The following is a 17,776-nucleotide window of genomic DNA, read 5'->3' as shown; positions in this document are numbered from 1 at the left end:
GGACGAAAAAAGGCTACTAAGTATTCATACAGAAGATGAATACAAAAATGCGGAATGGTTAGTGCACACCGCCACTTTGGATTATTTAGAAAGAAATAGCACCCTGAATCAAACGGAAGTCCATTACTGGCTGCTACAAGATAAAACGCAGCAAGAAATAGCCGAACAAATAGGCATAACGCAATCTTCTGTAAACAGAAGAATTAAAAATTCAGGTTGGAACCTTATCGAAAAAATAGTTGAACACTATCAAAATACGCTATGACGCTCACAAATCCCGAAATAAGTCTCCTAGTAAAGCTATTGATTGCACATATGGTATCTGATTACTTTCTGCAATTTAACTCTTGGAGCAGAGATAAAGAATTGAATAAAATAAGGTCTAAAAAGCTTTACTTACATATCCTTATCACTTTTATAGCGGCATGGATATTTTCTGGAAGCTTTCTAGCCGCACTTTTTATAGGTATCACGCATTACGCCATTGACCTGGGTAAAATTTATATCAAATGGAACCGTTATGTGCTGTTTGTATTAGACCAGTTTTTACACACGCTCATGCTTTTTATCGCTTGGCTATGGCTCATTAACGGTTGGAATTGGCTAGGAGAATCCGTACTCTCATTATTTGACAACCCTAAAGTCTGGGTCTTAGTTTTTGCCTACGGCGTCATCACGTTTCCTTTAAGTGTGGTTATTAATATTTTTACGTACAGATGGCGGTCTCAGCTAGAACCAGACCGACAAGAATCTTTAGAAAAAGCAGGATTATGGATAGGCATTTTAGAAAGGATTTTGATTCTGACTTTCATTTTGACAGGTCAATTCTCTGCAATGGGCTTTTTGATTGCCACAAAGGCGATTTTGAGATTTAAGGATACCGAAATCAAACAAATGGAATATGTGCTTATAGGCACTTTAATGAGCATCACTCCTACCATTCTTTTGGGTATATTGGCAAATTATATGATAAATTCTTTTTAATAGACGGAACTATTAAACCGATATATCGTTGTAGATTTACAACGCAATGGGACTGACCGGTTTTGACGGCGTGATGCATTTGCGAGTATAAGCATGTATGGAGTTGGTAGAACCTCCATTTAAAAATTCTTCCGAACAACAAGAGGCAATACTCAGTATGCCATGGCTGCTTAATCTAGATTAGATTAACCTTACGCCACATCTCTCTCCTGCTAACCTCTGCCGCGGGAGAACTAGAGGTGTCGACACGCAGAGGCGTTTTCTGGCGGATTTCTTACCAGTAAATAGTATCGGAGAAAATAAGGGTTGAATTAGGTACGTCGGACGGCTCCTCAATCTCGAAAACTAAGACCGAATAAACATGTAGAAGGCTCGACAGGGGCCATGTTCGGACCAGGGTTCGAATCCCTGCAGTTCCACTTTGTAAAACCTCAACTATCTTATTATTAAGTAGTTGAGGTTTTTTATTTGCAGTTTAGTCCGCATTTAGCCCATAATTGACGATGAAAACCCAAAAGAATTCTGAATTAGAAAGTTAAATGTTTGAATTTTATTACTTTAAAGTTTTAATGAAAGCCAATAAGTCTGCGGCTTGCTCATCCGAATAGTTATTCATGAGTCCTTTGGGCATAAATGAACGTCCGCCTAAAAAACCTTCCGTCTTTATTGCGTCTTTAGAAACAAATAATGTACTCCCGCCCATAAATGCAATGGTGGTTCCCTTATCATCTTTTTTTGAAAGATAGCCTTCCAAAGAATTGCCATCCTTTTGTACCAAACGATATATTGCATAGCTGCTTTCAACTGCTGCATCTGGATTCAAAATGGCTGTTAATAAGGCCTCATTTTCTCGTTTGGCAGAGCCATCGAGAGCTGGTGCAATATTTTGCCCGTTATTTCCAACACGATGACACAGCAAACAAGTTTGAAACAATTGTTTTCCTTTCTTAGCGTCACCGTTTCCATTTTCAGCAATGACTAGAAATTTCTCTAAGTTGGCTTTAAATTCCTTTTTCTCGTCCTCTACGCTAAGGATAACGGCTTCCAACAAGGCAGAACCTACTTCGTCTTTTATATCCCAATTGTGTACACGTTCGGCACTTGACAAATCAAAAGCACTCTGGTCTATAATGTTAGCTTTTAACAGTGTAAGTAGTGCTTTGGAACCTTGTTTGGATGCAGAAACTATTTTAGTTATTTCTAGCTGTTGTGATTGATTTAATGGAGGTAACCATTCTTTTAAAAGACTGGTTGCTAATGCAATATCACCTTTAGCTAAGGCTCTAGCAGCAAGGGCACGAGTAGACTGTTCCAAAGTTTCATTTTTGGCAAATTCTGAAAGTTCTTTTGTATTCAATTCGGCATTGTTTTCTAAAACCGAAATAACAAGGCTCATCGTTTTGGCATCGGTATTTTTTTTACTCAAGGCCAAAATGTGCTCTCTCACATTTGGCGTATTGAGCAATGAAACCGCTTTTAGCCCTAAAAATTGTTTGGACTCTTCTTCCGATGAAAGTAAAAATTCAATTGGCTTTTGTAAAATTTTGCCAAGTTCTACAGATTTAACTTGATCTAAATTTTTGATTATCATTGATAAAAGTGCTTCTGCTCCATTGTCATCATTCAAAATTTGCTCAACCTCATGATATATTGCCGGGTTATTCAACATATTAGCAACCATGACAAATGTAGATTCATCAAAAGATGTGTAGCCAGCTCTTTTAGAAAAATCAAGAAAAACCTGTTCTCTTTGTTCTTTTTTCGGCAAGGCTTGAGAAGCCCATATGACGTTCTTTGCAGCTTGTTGTTCTACTTCTTTAGAGTTAATAAATGCGAATAATTCTTTTGGATATTTTTCAAGTGTTTTTCTCGCCAGATACCTTTCAAAAAGACGTTCGTAAGATCCTCCTAGGCTGTTTCCTCCCAACTCAGGTTTACATGCATTTATTAATATTGCTATAGTTTTCGAATTGGCTTTATCAATTTCTTCCAAAGTTCTTAATACTTGAGAACGAACCATTGGGTTAGGGTCTTCTGAAACCTTTTCGAGCAGGCTCGCCAAATCATCAATGTTAATCGAAAAAGAAGCTAATGAACGTACCGCTTCCCTCCTGAGGTTATCTGAATTGGAATTAAGCAAATTGGAAATCAGCGATGGATCATAATGACGAATTCCTTCCAAAGACCAAAGCCCCAATATCCTAGTGATTTCGTCATGTGAAGTGTCAGAGACAATTGCCAATAAATCTTTAAACAATGCTTTCGTTTCTTCTTTAGGACGATCGCTTATCTGATGCCATGCCGCTCTTTTTGCCCATAATGAAGGCGATTTAAGATAAGCAACAAGTTCATCAGTTTGAACTTCATAAAAATTAGGTATCTCTCTAGTTTTCTGAGACACATGTCTTACACGCCAAATGCGACCATGTGTTTTATCACGATCGGGATGCGAAGTTGGCAACTCATTATGTGAAACAATTTTGTTGTACCAATCTGCTATATACAAACAACCGTCAGGACCAAATTCCATGTTCACAGGGCGAAACCAGTCGTCTGTTGAAGTTAAAAAATCTGGAAGATGTTTAGTGGTTATTGACCCATCATTGTTTCGAATAATTCTTACTGCATTGATATTACTCGCAATTGGATTTGCTAAAAATGCCACATCTTTCCATTGGTCAGGAAAAGAACCTGAATTATCATCGGCAAAAGCTAAACCCGAAATTCCAGTCCCTCCAACGCGAAAATCATGCAATTGGGGCATCCATGGTTGATATGGTCTTAAACGCTCATTACCAATGCCCGGAAAACCAGTACCATTTTCCATGGGCACAATTGAATAACCAAGGTCATTGGCTTCTGTTCCGTACCATTGCCCGTTACCCCTTAATTGAAAACCCCAAATATTATTAAGTCCCGCATTGACAAGCTCTAATTTATCAGCGTCTAAAGAAAACCTAGCTATTTTACTGTAATCAATACGGACTTTAACACCACTAAGCACTGATTTTATTTCTCCTTTATTAAGAGCACCTTGACTGAAATGTATCCAATCTCCAGGGCCCCGCACCAATGTATGAGACATGGTATGGGTGTCTGTAAAACCAAATCCTTCGAATAGTGGAGTTCGGGCATCTGCTTTACCGTCATTATCACTGTCACTTAAAAAGAAAAGTTCTGAACCTTGAGCCACATACGCACCATTTTTATAGGGTAAAATACTTTGCGGAATTGCCAGACCATCTGCCCAAACATTAGTCTTTATTTTAGAGCTGCCGTACAAATCAGAGAGGATCAATATTTTATCATCTCCTTTAGTAACACCTCTGTATAAATCAAGTATTCGCTTGAAATTTGGGTCATTCTCTTGGGCTTCAGGATTATCCATTAGTTTCAATAAATCTTGCCACTGTATATTTGCAACTGGATCGAGTGGATACATTGAACCGGTTTGAGTCCAAAGCCTTCCAGCATCGTCAAAGGTCATATCTATCGGATTGACTATCCCATCTTTTTCGCTCGCTACAAGTTCTATTACAAAGCCTTCAGGTACTTGAAAACCCGCTAATTCTTTTTCTGGTGAATTTGCCTCTGTTCTAGTTGACTGAGTTTTTTTATCAAGAGCCACACCCTTTTTTATTTCTGCGTCCGATTTCGATGCCATTTTCTTACAGCCAATAATTAGACAGAAAGCAACTCCTGCGGCAAATGCTAGATTCTTAATATTCATTTGTTAACTAATTGATTGTCAATTACAGTATTACAAAGTTGTAATGGTTATATACTTGAATTCTACTTTTGCGTTTCCACCACTATGTAATTGAAAACCGATGACCCCTTTTGAAGGTATGTCTGGGTCTTTCTCAACATACTCCGAAACTTTTACACCGTTAATGTACAGTTCGTGTTTGTTTCCTTTGCATCTTACTATGTAGCTATTCCAACCTTCTTCATTAAGAATCTGTTTTAAAATGTTAAGATTACCGCCAACAAGTTTAGCACGGCGATGCTCATCATAGATATCACCCCAGTAGCCTTTTCCGATATCTGCTTGATAGCCAACAATTTTATTTCCCTCAATAATGGAACGGTATTGAACACCACTATTTATTAGACCCTGGTCGTGGTTACCAGAAATCCTAAATAGGAATCTCAATTCAAAATCCTCAAAGGCTTGGGTGGTATGAAGGTAGGTATTGGTTGGAATCTTAGTTTCTCCATCACCTCCGATAATAACTCCATCTGCCACTTTCCAATATTTGCTATTGTCTGATTTTACTGTCTTCCAGCCATTTAGTGTGCTACCATCAAAAAGAGAAAATGTTGAATCAACTTTTTGAGCGTATGAGCTATTAGAGAAGGTATAGATTACCAATATGAAAAATATGAAGGCTCTGACTATTTTTTTTACGCTGATTGGATTGTTATAAACTGATTTCATAAACAGGATTGGACACTTTAAAATTATTAGTAAGAGGTAAATTTTTAATTAAATATCAAAATTTGGAATGCTTTTATATTCCCCACCGTTCATTGCTGATTCATGAGCAATGATACCCGGAGCGGTATAAGCCAAAGCTTCATAAATGTTCACCTCCGGTTCTCTATCTTCAAGTATCGATGAAATAAATTCGTGGGTAATAAAGGTATGAGAACCGCCATGACCACTACTATGTCTCATTGCTTGTGGCAATGCATCAGTTTCCCACCACTTTTCTTGATCATAGGGTTTTAGTTCGGGGTGGGCTACCGTAAAGCCACCATCATCTTTTACTAATTTATCACCAGCATGAACCGTGTGTACAGGTTCATTTTTATAACCCATATAATAACTCATTTTGTCGCCACGCCATTCTCCTTTTTCACAATGCGACAAGGCTCCTCGCCAACATACTTCGGCCGTAAATGAATTTCCGCGATTGGTTTTAAACAAGGCTGTTTCATTCCAAAATGGATTGTTATAAGGATTGCCCTTGAGGATAGGGTCATCATCGCCCCAACCTAAACCAGTCACATGTGTTAAGCGTTCACCAGTTACGGCAATTAAAAAAGCTGTGACGTGCGTAGGGTACAACATAGGCGGTAGTCCGTGACGCCAAGTAGCTGAACCATCCGTATTAAAATACAACTCTTCAAGCCCTGGATGGTAATATTGAGCGGCACTACTAAAGATATTGCCAAATTTACCCTCCGCATACATCTTCTTGGCGGTGATGGTTTCTTGTCTATAGGTAGAGGTTTCAGCCATCATATATTTTTTGCCTGTAGATTTAACGGCTTCCAAAATTCGATAACAATCTTCGATAGTCAAAGCAGCAGGTACAGCACACAATGCATGTTTGCCTGCTTTTAAAGTTTGAATAACATGATTGGCGTGATCTGGAGCAGGAGTAAATATGCCTACAGCTTCAATTTTTGGGTCTTGAAGTAATAATTCTAAAGAGTTATATGCTTTCTTGCATTTATAGGTTTTCATTAAGGCCGAGCGTCGATCTGCTCGTAGATCGCTAACTGCTTCGACGGTGACATTCGGGTGCTCATTAAAGTGAAAACCTAGTCCAAATCTTCCGCCAACAACACCAACACGTACTTTTCTAGACGAAGTTGGTATACCTGCAAAGGTGAAGCGTGGTGAAATAGCAAAGGCAGTTCCGGTAGCAGCGGTAATTCCTATAAAATTACGACGAGAGCATTTTTTATAATTCGGTTGATTCATTAGTTAATTTCTTTGTAGGTGAAAATACATAAACCTTGTGAAAAAGCCCAAACAGTAGAACTTGTTTGATTGTAAGCATCCCAATTAATTTTAAACGCTGTCTGATAAAGGGAAAGGTGAGATAACTAATATTCGCCCAGCTTAAGGAGAATCTTTATCATTCTCTACTCAAAAAAAATCCCCAGCATATGCCAGGGGTTTTCCAATTTACTATTCTTTCTACTCTATTAATTTTTCAAGATTGTTGAGCTCTTTGTTGTCAGTTTCTGGGATAATAAGTACACTATAGAATTCTATATCAAAACAGATTGGATCAACCAAAACTCCAGAATTAACTGTACTAAAATGCTTCTTAAAACCGAAATAGAAAGCCGCTCGTTTAAATGACTGGCATTCAGCATTCTACGCCTTGCACAAATCTGTCCGCAAACTCAATTCAGTGACCATAACTGTGACATGCTTCTAAATTTAACTGTCTGATTTATTGCTATTTAATCTCTCAATACGCAGTTATCGAACGCATAATTTGGTTTAACCAATTTTGATTATAAATGAATATTTTTTTATCCGTACTTGGCATGACTAAAGCTATGGAAGGATTCTCCAATTTATTTTAATAAATAAAGAACAAAAAAATACTCGAAAACTACCTATTACTTTAATCAAACATGGTTTTGGAAAACTGGTAACTGGCTTCAAGAGAATCCTCTATTTGAGCCCATTTTACTTTGTGTGCCGATATATTATTCAAAGCACTCAAAGCTCCTAAAACGCCAGCCGCTTGCCCCATTGCTACAGCATTACCCGTTACGCGATAACTGGCATGAGCCACAAAATCACCACTAATGCACCGTCCGGCCATTAACAAACCATCAACATCCTTGGCAATGAGAGCTCGAATTGGAATATCATATGGTTTTGCTCTCAGCCCTTCTTTGGTAGTATTACTGAGAGCACTTTCATCGTTCTTACTCTTTGTGGCAGCATGGATATCTATTCCGAAAGTAACTCTCGCAATGGCATCTTCATGTCGTACTCCCATAATTAAGTCTGAATCTGTGACTGTATAAATACCATGAAGTCTTCTACCCTCCCTAACTCCAATCTGTTCGCACGACGCAACTAACTGAACACTCTCCCATTTGCCTCCAAATTTTCTTAAAGTTTTAACTACTTTATTTACCTCTGCTCTTCCCCTCACAGTAGCGGCCGTCATTTGGTCTGCATCAAAAGGGTCAACGCCATATTCGTGATTAATCATTAATGCAATGAGGTTATCTTTAACTTGAAATAAAGTGGGATGACCGTAGGAAGTATCTATTCCTGCACGATGTAGTTCTTCTTTAAATGCGTTTGTTTTTTCCCGATGCTCCTTATCCCCATTATAAAAAGAGATAAAATCACTTAATCTTTCTGGCTTATCTATAGTGATGAGAGACATATAGGTCATTGGTTGAGTCTCTCCAGTTTCTTTATATCCATAATCCCAACCGTTTCCGGCTAAGGCTCCCAAATCTCCATCGCCTGTTGCATCAATAAAGGCTTTTGCAACCCACGCTTGACGACCTGACTTAGATTCCGTTATTATAGTGGTTAATTGTTTTTTATCATTGGTATATGCCGCTACAACCCTTGTATGTAATTGAAACTTAACCCCCGCTTCAATACATTTCTCTTCAAGAAGTAATTTCATTTCTTCAATTTCATAAACAAAGTTCTTAACGTTGGTACCTCTTTTAGCACCTCTTTGTTCTAATTCTTTCATTATCTCATAGGTAATGCCAGGCTTTTCAAAATCAAAAATCCAGGCCAACATACCTGCGGTCCAAACGCCCCCTAAACAACCATGAACTTCTATTAACCTGACTTTTGCACCCGTTCTTGCTGCTGCAAGTGCTGCTGCAAATCCAGCAGGTCCAGCTCCACAAACAATTACATCTACTTCTTCTACAATGGGAACATCCTTAGCTTTTTCATGATACATACTGGCTGGAAGACCATTAGAATACAATATTTTATTTTCCGCACCCATAATTGGTAAATGAGGAATCAAAGTAGCTCCCCAAATGCCAACAGCCGATTTCTTTATGAACTTTCTTCTACTATTTTCCATTCTATTAATTCTTTTATTTTAAGGGTTTTAATTACCAATTCAATTTCTTTTCTAAATCATCCCACACTACTTTTTTACCATTTTTATAAGATAAAGTTGCCATGTGAGCAGTTATTGCTTCTTGATAGGCACTTTCTATATTACAGCTAGTCTCCCAACCATTTCTAATACATAGCAACCATTCCATGATATGGAGATGGGTTGGATCTATTTTGATTCCATTTTTGTATGTACTCATCATACCCTTTTGCTTGAAATACTCAGTAGTCGCTCCACTAATGGCATCGACAGCTTCGGGAACTTCTTCTGCTTTAGAAGGATATTCAAAAAAGGCTTCATTCTTCTTCATAATTCCAGAAGATAGTTTTTGAGCATATTTTGTGGAGCTAGGATTTGGAAATACCTTAATCGTATTTCCCAAATACATAGTAGCATCAGAACCCATTATCATACTTTCTCTAGTGGCGTCATTCGCCAATGTGGCACTATACAGAAGTGTCATGTTCTTATCAGGGTATTCAAAACTAACCTGAAAAACATCCGGAACTTCACGACCATCTTTGTAAAAATAAATGCCACCTGAAGCCATCGCTGAATGCGGTATTCCTAGATTCATTATAGAATTTATCGAATCAAATTCATGCGTAAATAAATCGCCAGCCAGCCCTGTTCCATAATCCCAGTATTTTCGCCATCTAAAAAATCGGTCAGCGTCAAATGCTCTTGTAGAATCAAATTGAGCCCAATCAATATTAATTTCACTCGCATCTTTCGGAATGTCGTACACCCAAGCACCTTGTCTTGAATTCCTATTGGTACTTGACTGAATTAATGTTGTCTTTCCCAAAACATCGAGATACAAAATATCTTTAGCGTGATGGTAGGTATCCTTTTGACGTAGCTGATGGCCTAACTGAAAAGTAACATTACTCTTTTTTACAGCTTTATATACTTCATTTACTTCCTCATACTTATGAGTAAAGCATTTTTCTACATAAACATGCTTTCCTTGCCTTACAGCCTCTATCACCATAGGAGCATGCATATGATCTGGTGTCGCAATAATTACAGCATCTATCTCCTTTGACGCCAACAGTTCTTTATAACTTCTGTATAATCGGGCTGTTTTTCCGCCGGCTTCTAACGCTTTCTTGGCTCTAAAATCATAGAGGTCACAAATACCTGTTATTTCAATATTCAGGCTTTCTTGATTCGCATATTCCTCATAGCTTGTGTTTCCTTTGTTATTTTCAACCCATTCAGCAGTCGGAAAACCAGCGGCTCTCATAAGCTGCTCTCCTCTTATTCCAAACCCAATAATCCCAACTTTTAGCCTTTTAGAAGATAAGCTCTCAATATTTTTACTATCTACTTCCTTCGCATTTAAGGGGCTGTCTACCAAATATGATAATGACATCATACCAGATATTTTAAGAGCATCTCGCCGGCTTATATTTTCTTTCATTTCCATAGGTATTTAATGATCACATCAAGCGACCCTAATAAGACAGCAAAACGGTTTAATTACTCCAATTTAATAACCTGGATTCTGGTCTTTAACGCCATCAAGAGCCTGATTAAAGTTGAATTCATTGATGGGAATAGGCCATAAATAATTTTTCTCTGATAGTTCAATACCCCAAACCTCCTTGATTATTTCTGAGGCTTTTCCTGTTCGTTTCAAATCGGGCCATCTTTTACCCTCCAATTGAAATTCGTATCCTCTTTCTTTAAGAATTAATTCCAAGAAGCTGTCCGAATCGTAGTCTCCTGTTCCAAAGTCTATTGAAGATGGCTTTTGTGGCTCTAAACCATATGCTCTCCTATGCACTTTATTTAATGCTTCTATCGCCTCTTTGGTAACTCCATTTACCCTACCTTCAGCCTCAGCATAGATTAATAAAACATCTGCATATCGATACCAAGTTACTGGGTTGCCGCCACCAGCCAGACCAGGACTTTCAGTATCTATAAATTTCATGGAAAGTAATGTGGTGGGAGATACTCCAAATTCTTGCGGATACCATAACCCTTTTCTCAGATCTTTATCATCCCAGTTTTTAAAAGCTGGATTCTCTGAATTTCCATGAACACCATAGACTCCAGAGTTGCCATAAAGGCCGGTTCTAGGATGATTCAGTAAACCAGGCCAGATATTTCCTAAACCATTGTCATGAGAATATAAAGAGTAGAAAATTTCTTCTGAATTTTTGACAGTATTTGAGCCAAAAAGATTCTGAAAATCTTCAACCTTTTTAACCGTCAACAATGCATATTTTCCTGAGCTAATTACCTCATACGCCTTATCACGAGATTCAGCATATTTACCATTATTCAAATAAACATCGGAAAGTAATGTTTTGGCAGCCCACTTAGATGGTGCACCTCTAAGCCTTTCTTCATTGGGTAATTTTACTTCTGCTTCGGCCAAATCTCTAAGAATAAGCTGATAAATTTCATCTACCGAACTTTTAGGTACATCTATGATGTCAAAATTCTCTTCCGTACGAATAGGTACGGAACCCCAATTTTTAACTAAGTTGAAATAGGCAAACGCCCTTAGAAACTTAGCCTCCCCGATAAAACTATCCTTTTCATTTTGATTTAACATAGAGCTCAAAGGCACATTTCGAATCACTAGGTTGGCGTTTCGTATCGCCAAATAAAATGGCCCCCACATGTTTGAAGTTCGCGTAACCCAGGTACTGTTTAAACCATCATATTGATTTAACCAGGCCCAGCTACCACGACCATAGCACATTTCATCCAAAGCACTGTTAATTCCCACAATACCCGCATCTGGTAATTGGCGTAAGGGTTCATAAATGGCATTAACCGCTGTTCCAACTTCCAAAGAAGTATTATAAAAGCTTTCCTCGGCTACCAACTTTGGACCTTCTTCAAGAATCTTTTCGCACGAAATTAGGGATATCGCTACAAGAGCAATTAGACCTGTTCCTGTGACTTTACCTTTTGACCAATTCAAAAGCTTTCGAGTTTGGCTAGTATTCTTATATAGACTATTTTTCATTGTAAAATTCATTTTGAGTTTTAAAAATTGGCCTGTACACCAAAAGTGATTGACTTCGCTGTTGGATAGGTATAATAATCTATCCCTTGATTTACAGAGGTATTTCCACCTAGAGAGTTCACTTCTGGATCCCACCAAGAATAACGGGTCAGGGTAAGCAAGTTTTGGGCACTCATATAAAAACGTAAACTATTCTGACTTGATTTAGGCATCTCCAGTTTATACGCCAATTCGATATTCTTTAATCTTAGATATGAACCATCTTCAACAAACCTATCTGATGCTTTAACATTGGTACTAAGACGTGGTATCGGATATTTGGCGTCCGTGTTGGTTGGCGTCCAATGATCAAGATATACAGCTCTTGGCATATTCAGTCCTATACCATAATCAAGTGTATTATTTATAGCGTTGACATTAAATATGTCGTTCCCTTGAGTTCCTTGAAAGAAAAAAGAAAACTCAATTCCTTTAAAGGACATATTTGACTGGAGGCCGTAAATGAAATCTGGATTAGGATCACCGATAAATGTTTTATCATTAGAGCTAATGATACCATCCCCGTCCAAGTCTTTGAATTTTATACTTCCCTTGTCGTCATACCCGTCTTCTAAGTACCCCCAGAAACGACCAACCGGCTGGCCCTCTTTAAGTACATTCAGGTCATCTTGTACCAGGTTTACATTAATACTTCCACCAAAAATATCTCTACCGTTGACAAGCCTCGTAATCTTATTTCGATTAGACGAAAAGTTTAAATTAACATCCCATAAGAAATCTTTCTTAGTCAGTAATTTGGCATCTAAGGCAACTTCTATCCCCTTATTTTGTAGACCTCCAATATTTCGGATGGCCGTATTATATCCCATAGAGGATGGCAGACCTACAGTATTAAGTAAATCCTTGGTGTCCTTTATATAATAGTCAATAGACATATTATATCTATTGTTCAAAAAGCCTAAATCAAAACCAATGTTTTTCGTTTCGGAGGTTTCCCATTTTAGGTTTTGCGGTAAACGTGTTCCTGGAGCATAGCTGACCTGAAGTCCGTCACCAAGAACAACATTCCCAGAATAGAGTAAATTTAATGTTGTATATGCAGCGATAGCCTGGCTACCTACTCTCCCCCATGAAGTTCTTAATTTCATGTTAGAAATAAGAGAATTCTCGAAAAAGAAGTCCTCATTAGAAATTCGCCAAGCAAATGCTGCAGATGGGAAATATCCCCATTTATTTCCTTTACTAAACTGAGATGCACCATCTGCTCTCATACTAGCAGTAAAGAGATATTTATTATCGAACGAATAATTTACACGACCCAATCCAGATAGCAGTTCTGACTTTCTATAAGAACTGCTTGGAATATTGGGATTTAAAGCGGCTCCAATATCAAACGCTTCTACTACATCACTAATATATCCAGTACCACCACCACTATGACCTACTGTGGTAAAATCTTGATAAGTGAATCCTAAAACAGATGACAAAGAATGTTTATCATTAAAAGTCTTATTATAACTTACTGTATTCTCGTTAAGTAAACTCGTATAATTTACAGAGCCTATGTTGGCGGAGCTATTTCCACTTAAAATATTGTTTGTTACATGCTGAGTTTGAAGATCGCCTCTACTTTCTATGCCCCCAAGAATCTTAAAGGTAAGTTCGGGTATAGGACTATAGGTGAAATCTGCATTAATAATTATCAAATTCGACTCTTTAATCGAAGTTGCTTCATTTAGTGAATTTATTGGATTGGCTAGACTATTTGAGATGAAAGGGTAAGCAGTAAGCAGTCTTCTATAGGTACCATCTTCATTATATGGACTTAAGGTAGGCGGTGCAGAAAGTGTACCTCCAATTATTCCTCCTCCCCGATTCCCTCCAACAGGGTTTTTTATGTCTGTATTTATCCTACTAAGCTTAGTGGATAATGATACTCTGGATTTCTTATTGAAATCATGCACAATGTTGGAAACCAACGAATATCTATTATAATCGCTCCTCTTAATAATACCTTGCTGATTATGAGCACTCAAGCCTATTGCAAATCTTGTAGCCTCACTGCCACCACTTATATTTAGAGAATTTCTAATCATAGCAGCGTTTTTAAACAAGGCATCCTGCCAATCAAAACCTGTTCCTGCCTTATTAATTTGTTCTTGAGAGAAGAATGGATTAGCATTTGAATTTGCCAAGGTCTCATTGACAAAAGAAGCATATTCTTCAGCATTCATCAATTCAAGCTTCTTTCTAAGGTATTGCATACTATATCCTGAGTTAAACGAAACCCTCGCCTTACCTGATTTTCCTTGTTTCGTTGTAATTAAGACTACCCCGTTTGCTCCTCTTGACCCGTAAATGGCGGTAGCAGAAGCATCCTTTAGAATCTCTACACTTGCCACCTCTGAACTATTTAGGATAGTAATATCATTTGTTGGAAACCCATCTATAACATACAGAGGTTCATTACTTCCTTGTATAGATCCAATTCCTCTTATTCTAACACTAATTGGTGCTCCGGGTGCTCCTGAGTTTTGCTGCACATAAACTCCAGCTGCTCTCCCATTCATAGCCTGAATGACATTAGTCGTAGGTAGGCTTTGAATTTCGTCTTCTTTAATAGAAACCAAAGAACCTGTCAAATCACTCTTTTTTACGGTGCCATATCCGATAACCACAATCTCTTCTAGAGCTTTCGAATCAGTCTTCATCCTAATCTCTATCTGAGTGGAATTGTCAAGAACCAACGTATAATCTACGTATCCTACGAAACTAAAGACAAGCTCATCTCCTGGATTAGCTTCTATATTAAAATTCCCATTCTCATCTGTAGAAGTTCCATTGATTGTTCCTTTGACTCTAACGGTAACCCCAATAAAACCGCTACCATTCTCATCCAATACTCTACCTTGGATTCTGTTTATAGAAGACGACTTTTCTTCTTCTTTTATCTTGAATTGTTCTCTGTCTCTCTTTATGACAATTTGATTTCCAGAAACGGCGTAATTAAGTCTTAAACCAGTTAATACACCGCTCAGAACCTCAGCTACAGTCGTATTAGAATAATTGACACTAACTTTCTGATTAGCGTTTATTAAATCAGGGCTATAAATAAATTTAATTTCGCTAAGCTTTTCTATCTCACTGAAAATAAGCTTAATAGGACTTCTATCAACTTTTAATGATATTTTCTGTTCCAATACATCCTGAGAGAAGCCTTCTCTAGCGATGGAGCCAGTTAAGAAGCACAGGAGCAGTAGGAGCTGTATTACTGAAATTCTCATGATATTAATGAGTATCCTTGTTTTAGGATATGATTTTTGCATAACTTGTAAATGTTTAAGGGATGAGCAATTTTCTTTAAATATGCCTAACTGTAAGTCCAATTACAGTTAAGCCTTGAGTCTTGGAACTACTTGTCCCAAGGCTCTTTTTTTTAGGAAGAGTTCATTTAAATAGAGTTTAAAGTATTATTCAGTTTTTACGCTTTATCAAAATCTTATCATCAATTTCCTGAAAAGAGGCCTCTAGGGCTAAACAAATAAGTTTTAGTTTTTCTCTCAAAGGTTCATCACCTAAGTGAGCGGTTAATCTTGAAGAAGACAACTTTTCTTTATCATACACAATATCAACATTATACGCCTTCTCCAATGTGTTGAAAACATCTTCTGCCCTAACCTCATTAAAATTAAAATTCAAGATTTCTATCTCCTCCAACAAATCACTTTTTTGAATATTTTCAGGCTTTAGAGTATGTTGTTTATTCCTACCTACTTCTAGTTTTTGAGAAGGTTCAAGTACGATACCGTGTAATTCACTGCCTTCAATTTTTGCCGATTTATTGAAATCTTTTTGGGTGAAAACGGAGACTTTACCTGATTTTACAAAAACTTCAGCGGTATTTGATTTAGCATTAGTCCGTATCGTAAAACTTGTACCTAACACCTTTGCTATCATATCATTAGCGTATACTATAAATGGTCTTTCTTTATCTTTATAAACCTCAAAAAATGCCTCTCCCTCCATTATGAGTTCTCGACGCTCAACACCAAAAGTTTTAGGATTATAACTGATTCTTGTTTTGGGTTGTAATAATATAGAAGAGCCGTCTGGAAGATTCACCAGTAGAGGTTTTACCCCTAGATTTTGTTTTTCAAAAATCTCCCCTGAGACCAATCTGGCGTTTTCAACGTTTGTGCTATAGCTAGCAATGTCTGTAACATATTTAACTTGATTTAACACTAAATATCCACCTACAAGAAGGATAGCTGCAATTGCAGCAGCAACTTTCAGATAAAATCTGGTTCCGAATTTTTCGTGATCATAGGAATTCGATTCTTTCTCCTGAACATTATTTTTTTCCACTTTATTAATAATACCAGATAATCGAGACTCCATATCTATAATCACTTGCGGATTAAGAACTTCCCACTCATGCATATACGTAAAGTAGAGTTCCTTATTCTCATCCAGTTTTAACCATTCCTGAATCATACCCCCTTCGAAACTGGTATGTTTTCCCTCGAAAAATTTAAAAAGTATTTTTCTTGAAATCGACTTTTCCATTCTATTGATGAATTTCTTTATTAGTTAACTATTACTAAAAGCACAATACCAAAATAGGCCTCATTGCTTAATGTTTCTCTTAATTTCTTTAAGGCTCTGCCTATCAATCTTTCTACCGCACTAACCGTAATATTCAATTCCTTGGCAATTTCAACGTACCTTTTTCCATCTAATCTATTGAGCTGAAAGGCTCTTCTAGACTGTTTGGGTAGGCTTCCAATTGCCTTTTCTAGATGTTGTATAAGTTCATGGAAGTTCATAATGTCTTCTGGTGTCATCTGAATTCCCTTATTCAAAACCTCTTCATTTATTTCTACTATCAGATGTTTTTTATCTATGCTCCTACTTAGATAGTTCAATGACTTATTTCTCACGGCCTGATATAAATATGACTTATAGGATGTCTTCATCTCCGTATCACAGCGTTTCTCCCAAAAATCTTCAAAGACATCAGAAACAATATCTTCAGCCGCTTCTCGATCATATACAATTCGAATCGCATTACTACACAAGGCGGCATAGTAATATCTAAACATCAACTCAAAACCGTCCCTTACAGACTCCCGAAAGGTATTTCTAAGTACAACCTCCTGATTAAATTCAATCTCATTACTAGATATCCTCATCAAACTCGGCTTCGATAATTTTCGCTCAGTATTTGGTTTCATCTTTCTGGTTGGTCAGGGGTTGTACATTAATAGAGGCACAATTATTACCATAAACCCCACATTCTTTCTTGAAATTTTTCAATTATTTCTAAAATAAGGCTAAAAACTAACTCTCACATAAAACTCATTCAAAATCTCTAAGTGAAAAAATCACTGTTTAAACCCGAATTATTCATTAGAAAATCTCCCGATAGCTATCGGGAACGAAGCTAAATTGCTCCCCATCAGTACGTAGACCCATTTAAACTCAATCACCAGGATCCTTAGACAAAAGGCTCAGGTAAACGTTATGCTAATTTCCTTTTATTGTCTGATTTATTGCACTTTAAAACTCATAACGATTCCCCTATGCATAATCTAGGTTGAAATATCCTGTCATCCAAAGCAACTTTAAAAGCCAATCAGGACGATTTTTTTTAACGAATCATTGGACGATTCGCTGACCTTAAGACTGAATCATTAAGCAAAAGAATCATAGGTTTCTATTCGTCGATTCTTATTAGTGTAGGACATATTATGTGTAGACTTTGATTTCTTGCTGGTGTTATGCCTAACGAATATTTTGAGTTTTGATTACAGCACAATCATAACAATTTGATTGTTCTAATAGATTCACTGACAAATAGTTTTTGAAATGCTAAAATTACTCAGTCCCAGTCTCAATATCATATTCAAAGGAGGTACCATTCACGAGATCC

The 17,776-nt window shown here is 37.3% G+C and carries 11 protein-coding genes and 1 other RNA gene; 3 read left to right on the top strand and 9 right to left on the bottom strand.

The window, feature by feature from the left end; all coding sequences use genetic code 11:
• The 3 genes from ACTBZY_RS10270 to ssrA all read left to right on the top strand — a co-directional run.
• Nucleotides 1-265, top strand: a 265-nt coding sequence (locus ACTBZY_RS10270) for a helix-turn-helix transcriptional regulator (RefSeq protein WP_463046244.1), incomplete at its 5' end; no start/stop codon positions are given.
• Nucleotides 262-984, top strand: a complete 723-nt coding sequence (locus ACTBZY_RS10265) for a DUF3307 domain-containing protein (protein WP_463046243.1) — start codon at nucleotides 262-264, stop codon at nucleotides 982-984. The genes ACTBZY_RS10270 and ACTBZY_RS10265, both read left to right, overlap by 4 nt.
• A 48-nt stretch (nucleotides 985-1,032) precedes the next feature.
• Nucleotides 1,033-1,406, top strand: a transfer-messenger RNA (tmRNA) gene (gene ssrA / locus ACTBZY_RS10260).
• A gap of 131 nt (nucleotides 1,407-1,537) precedes the next feature.
• On the opposite strand, the gene ACTBZY_RS10255 is transcribed toward ssrA, so the two are convergent.
• The 9 genes from ACTBZY_RS10255 to ACTBZY_RS10215 form a co-directional block, all read right to left on the bottom strand.
• Nucleotides 1,538-4,714, bottom strand: coding sequence for a PVC-type heme-binding CxxCH protein (locus tag ACTBZY_RS10255; RefSeq protein WP_463046242.1), 3,177 nt, complete (start codon nucleotides 4,712-4,714; stop codon nucleotides 1,538-1,540).
• A 30-nt stretch (nucleotides 4,715-4,744) separates the two neighbouring features.
• Nucleotides 4,745-5,425 carry a 3-keto-disaccharide hydrolase gene (locus ACTBZY_RS10250; protein ID WP_463046241.1) on the bottom strand — a complete coding sequence of 227 codons (681 nt, stop codon included), beginning with the start codon at nucleotides 5,423-5,425 and terminating at the stop codon, nucleotides 4,745-4,747.
• A gap of 48 nt (nucleotides 5,426-5,473) precedes the next feature.
• Nucleotides 5,474-6,700 carry a Gfo/Idh/MocA family protein gene (locus ACTBZY_RS10245; RefSeq protein ID WP_463046240.1) on the bottom strand — a complete coding sequence of 409 codons (1,227 nt, stop codon included), beginning with the start codon at nucleotides 6,698-6,700 and terminating at the stop codon, nucleotides 5,474-5,476.
• A 658-nt stretch (nucleotides 6,701-7,358) separates the two neighbouring features.
• The gene (locus ACTBZY_RS10240; RefSeq protein ID WP_463046239.1) at nucleotides 7,359-8,813 is read right to left on the bottom strand and encodes an FAD-dependent oxidoreductase; all 1,455 of its coding nucleotides are present in this window, start codon (nucleotides 8,811-8,813) and stop codon (nucleotides 7,359-7,361) included.
• A gap of 31 nt (nucleotides 8,814-8,844) precedes the next feature.
• Nucleotides 8,845-10,278: a Gfo/Idh/MocA family oxidoreductase gene (locus ACTBZY_RS10235; protein WP_463046238.1), complete on the bottom strand. Its 1,434-nt coding sequence runs from the start codon at nucleotides 10,276-10,278 to the stop codon at nucleotides 8,845-8,847.
• 69 nt (nucleotides 10,279-10,347) lie between these two features.
• Nucleotides 10,348-11,844: a RagB/SusD family nutrient uptake outer membrane protein gene (locus ACTBZY_RS10230; RefSeq protein WP_463046237.1), complete on the bottom strand. Its 1,497-nt coding sequence runs from the start codon at nucleotides 11,842-11,844 to the stop codon at nucleotides 10,348-10,350.
• Between the two features lie 20 nt (nucleotides 11,845-11,864).
• Nucleotides 11,865-15,170, bottom strand: coding sequence for a TonB-dependent receptor (locus ACTBZY_RS10225; protein ID WP_463046236.1), 3,306 nt, complete (start codon nucleotides 15,168-15,170; stop codon nucleotides 11,865-11,867).
• Nucleotides 15,171-15,318: 148 nt separating this feature from the next.
• Complete coding sequence (locus ACTBZY_RS10220; RefSeq protein WP_463046235.1) at nucleotides 15,319-16,410, bottom strand: FecR family protein; 1,092 nt, start codon at nucleotides 16,408-16,410, stop codon at nucleotides 15,319-15,321.
• 20 nt (nucleotides 16,411-16,430) lie between these two features.
• Nucleotides 16,431-17,078 carry an RNA polymerase sigma-70 factor gene (locus tag ACTBZY_RS10215; protein WP_463046234.1) on the bottom strand — a complete coding sequence of 216 codons (648 nt, stop codon included), beginning with the start codon at nucleotides 17,076-17,078 and terminating at the stop codon, nucleotides 16,431-16,433.
• Nucleotides 17,079-17,776 lie beyond the last annotated feature (698 nt).

This window comes from Arcticibacterium sp. (assembly GCF_055134445.1).
The sequence above is the reverse complement of the archived record's forward strand: the minus strand, read 5'-3'. Positions and strand labels throughout refer to the sequence as shown.

What these genes read in the sequence shown, in the direction of transcription:
- ACTBZY_RS10265 (WP_463046243.1), top strand. Translation starts at nt 262, where the DNA reads ATGACGCTCACAAATCCCGAAATAAGTCTCCTAGTAAAGCTATTGATT.
- ACTBZY_RS10255 (WP_463046242.1), bottom strand. Translation starts at nt 4,714, where the DNA reads ATGAATATTAAGAATCTAGCATTTGCCGCAGGAGTTGCTTTCTGTCTA.
- ACTBZY_RS10250 (WP_463046241.1), bottom strand. Translation starts at nt 5,425, where the DNA reads ATGAAATCAGTTTATAACAATCCAATCAGCGTAAAAAAAATAGTCAGA.
- ACTBZY_RS10245 (WP_463046240.1), bottom strand. Translation starts at nt 6,700, where the DNA reads ATGAATCAACCGAATTATAAAAAATGCTCTCGTCGTAATTTTATAGGA.
- ACTBZY_RS10240 (WP_463046239.1), bottom strand. Translation starts at nt 8,813, where the DNA reads ATGGAAAATAGTAGAAGAAAGTTCATAAAGAAATCGGCTGTTGGCATT.
- ACTBZY_RS10235 (WP_463046238.1), bottom strand. Translation starts at nt 10,278, where the DNA reads ATGAAAGAAAATATAAGCCGGCGAGATGCTCTTAAAATATCTGGTATG.
- ACTBZY_RS10230 (WP_463046237.1), bottom strand. Translation starts at nt 11,844, where the DNA reads ATGAAAAATAGTCTATATAAGAATACTAGCCAAACTCGAAAGCTTTTG.
- ACTBZY_RS10225 (WP_463046236.1), bottom strand. Translation starts at nt 15,170, where the DNA reads ATGCAAAAATCATATCCTAAAACAAGGATACTCATTAATATCATGAGA.
- ACTBZY_RS10220 (WP_463046235.1), bottom strand. Translation starts at nt 16,410, where the DNA reads ATGGAAAAGTCGATTTCAAGAAAAATACTTTTTAAATTTTTCGAGGGA.
- ACTBZY_RS10215 (WP_463046234.1), bottom strand. Translation starts at nt 17,078, where the DNA reads ATGAAACCAAATACTGAGCGAAAATTATCGAAGCCGAGTTTGATGAGG.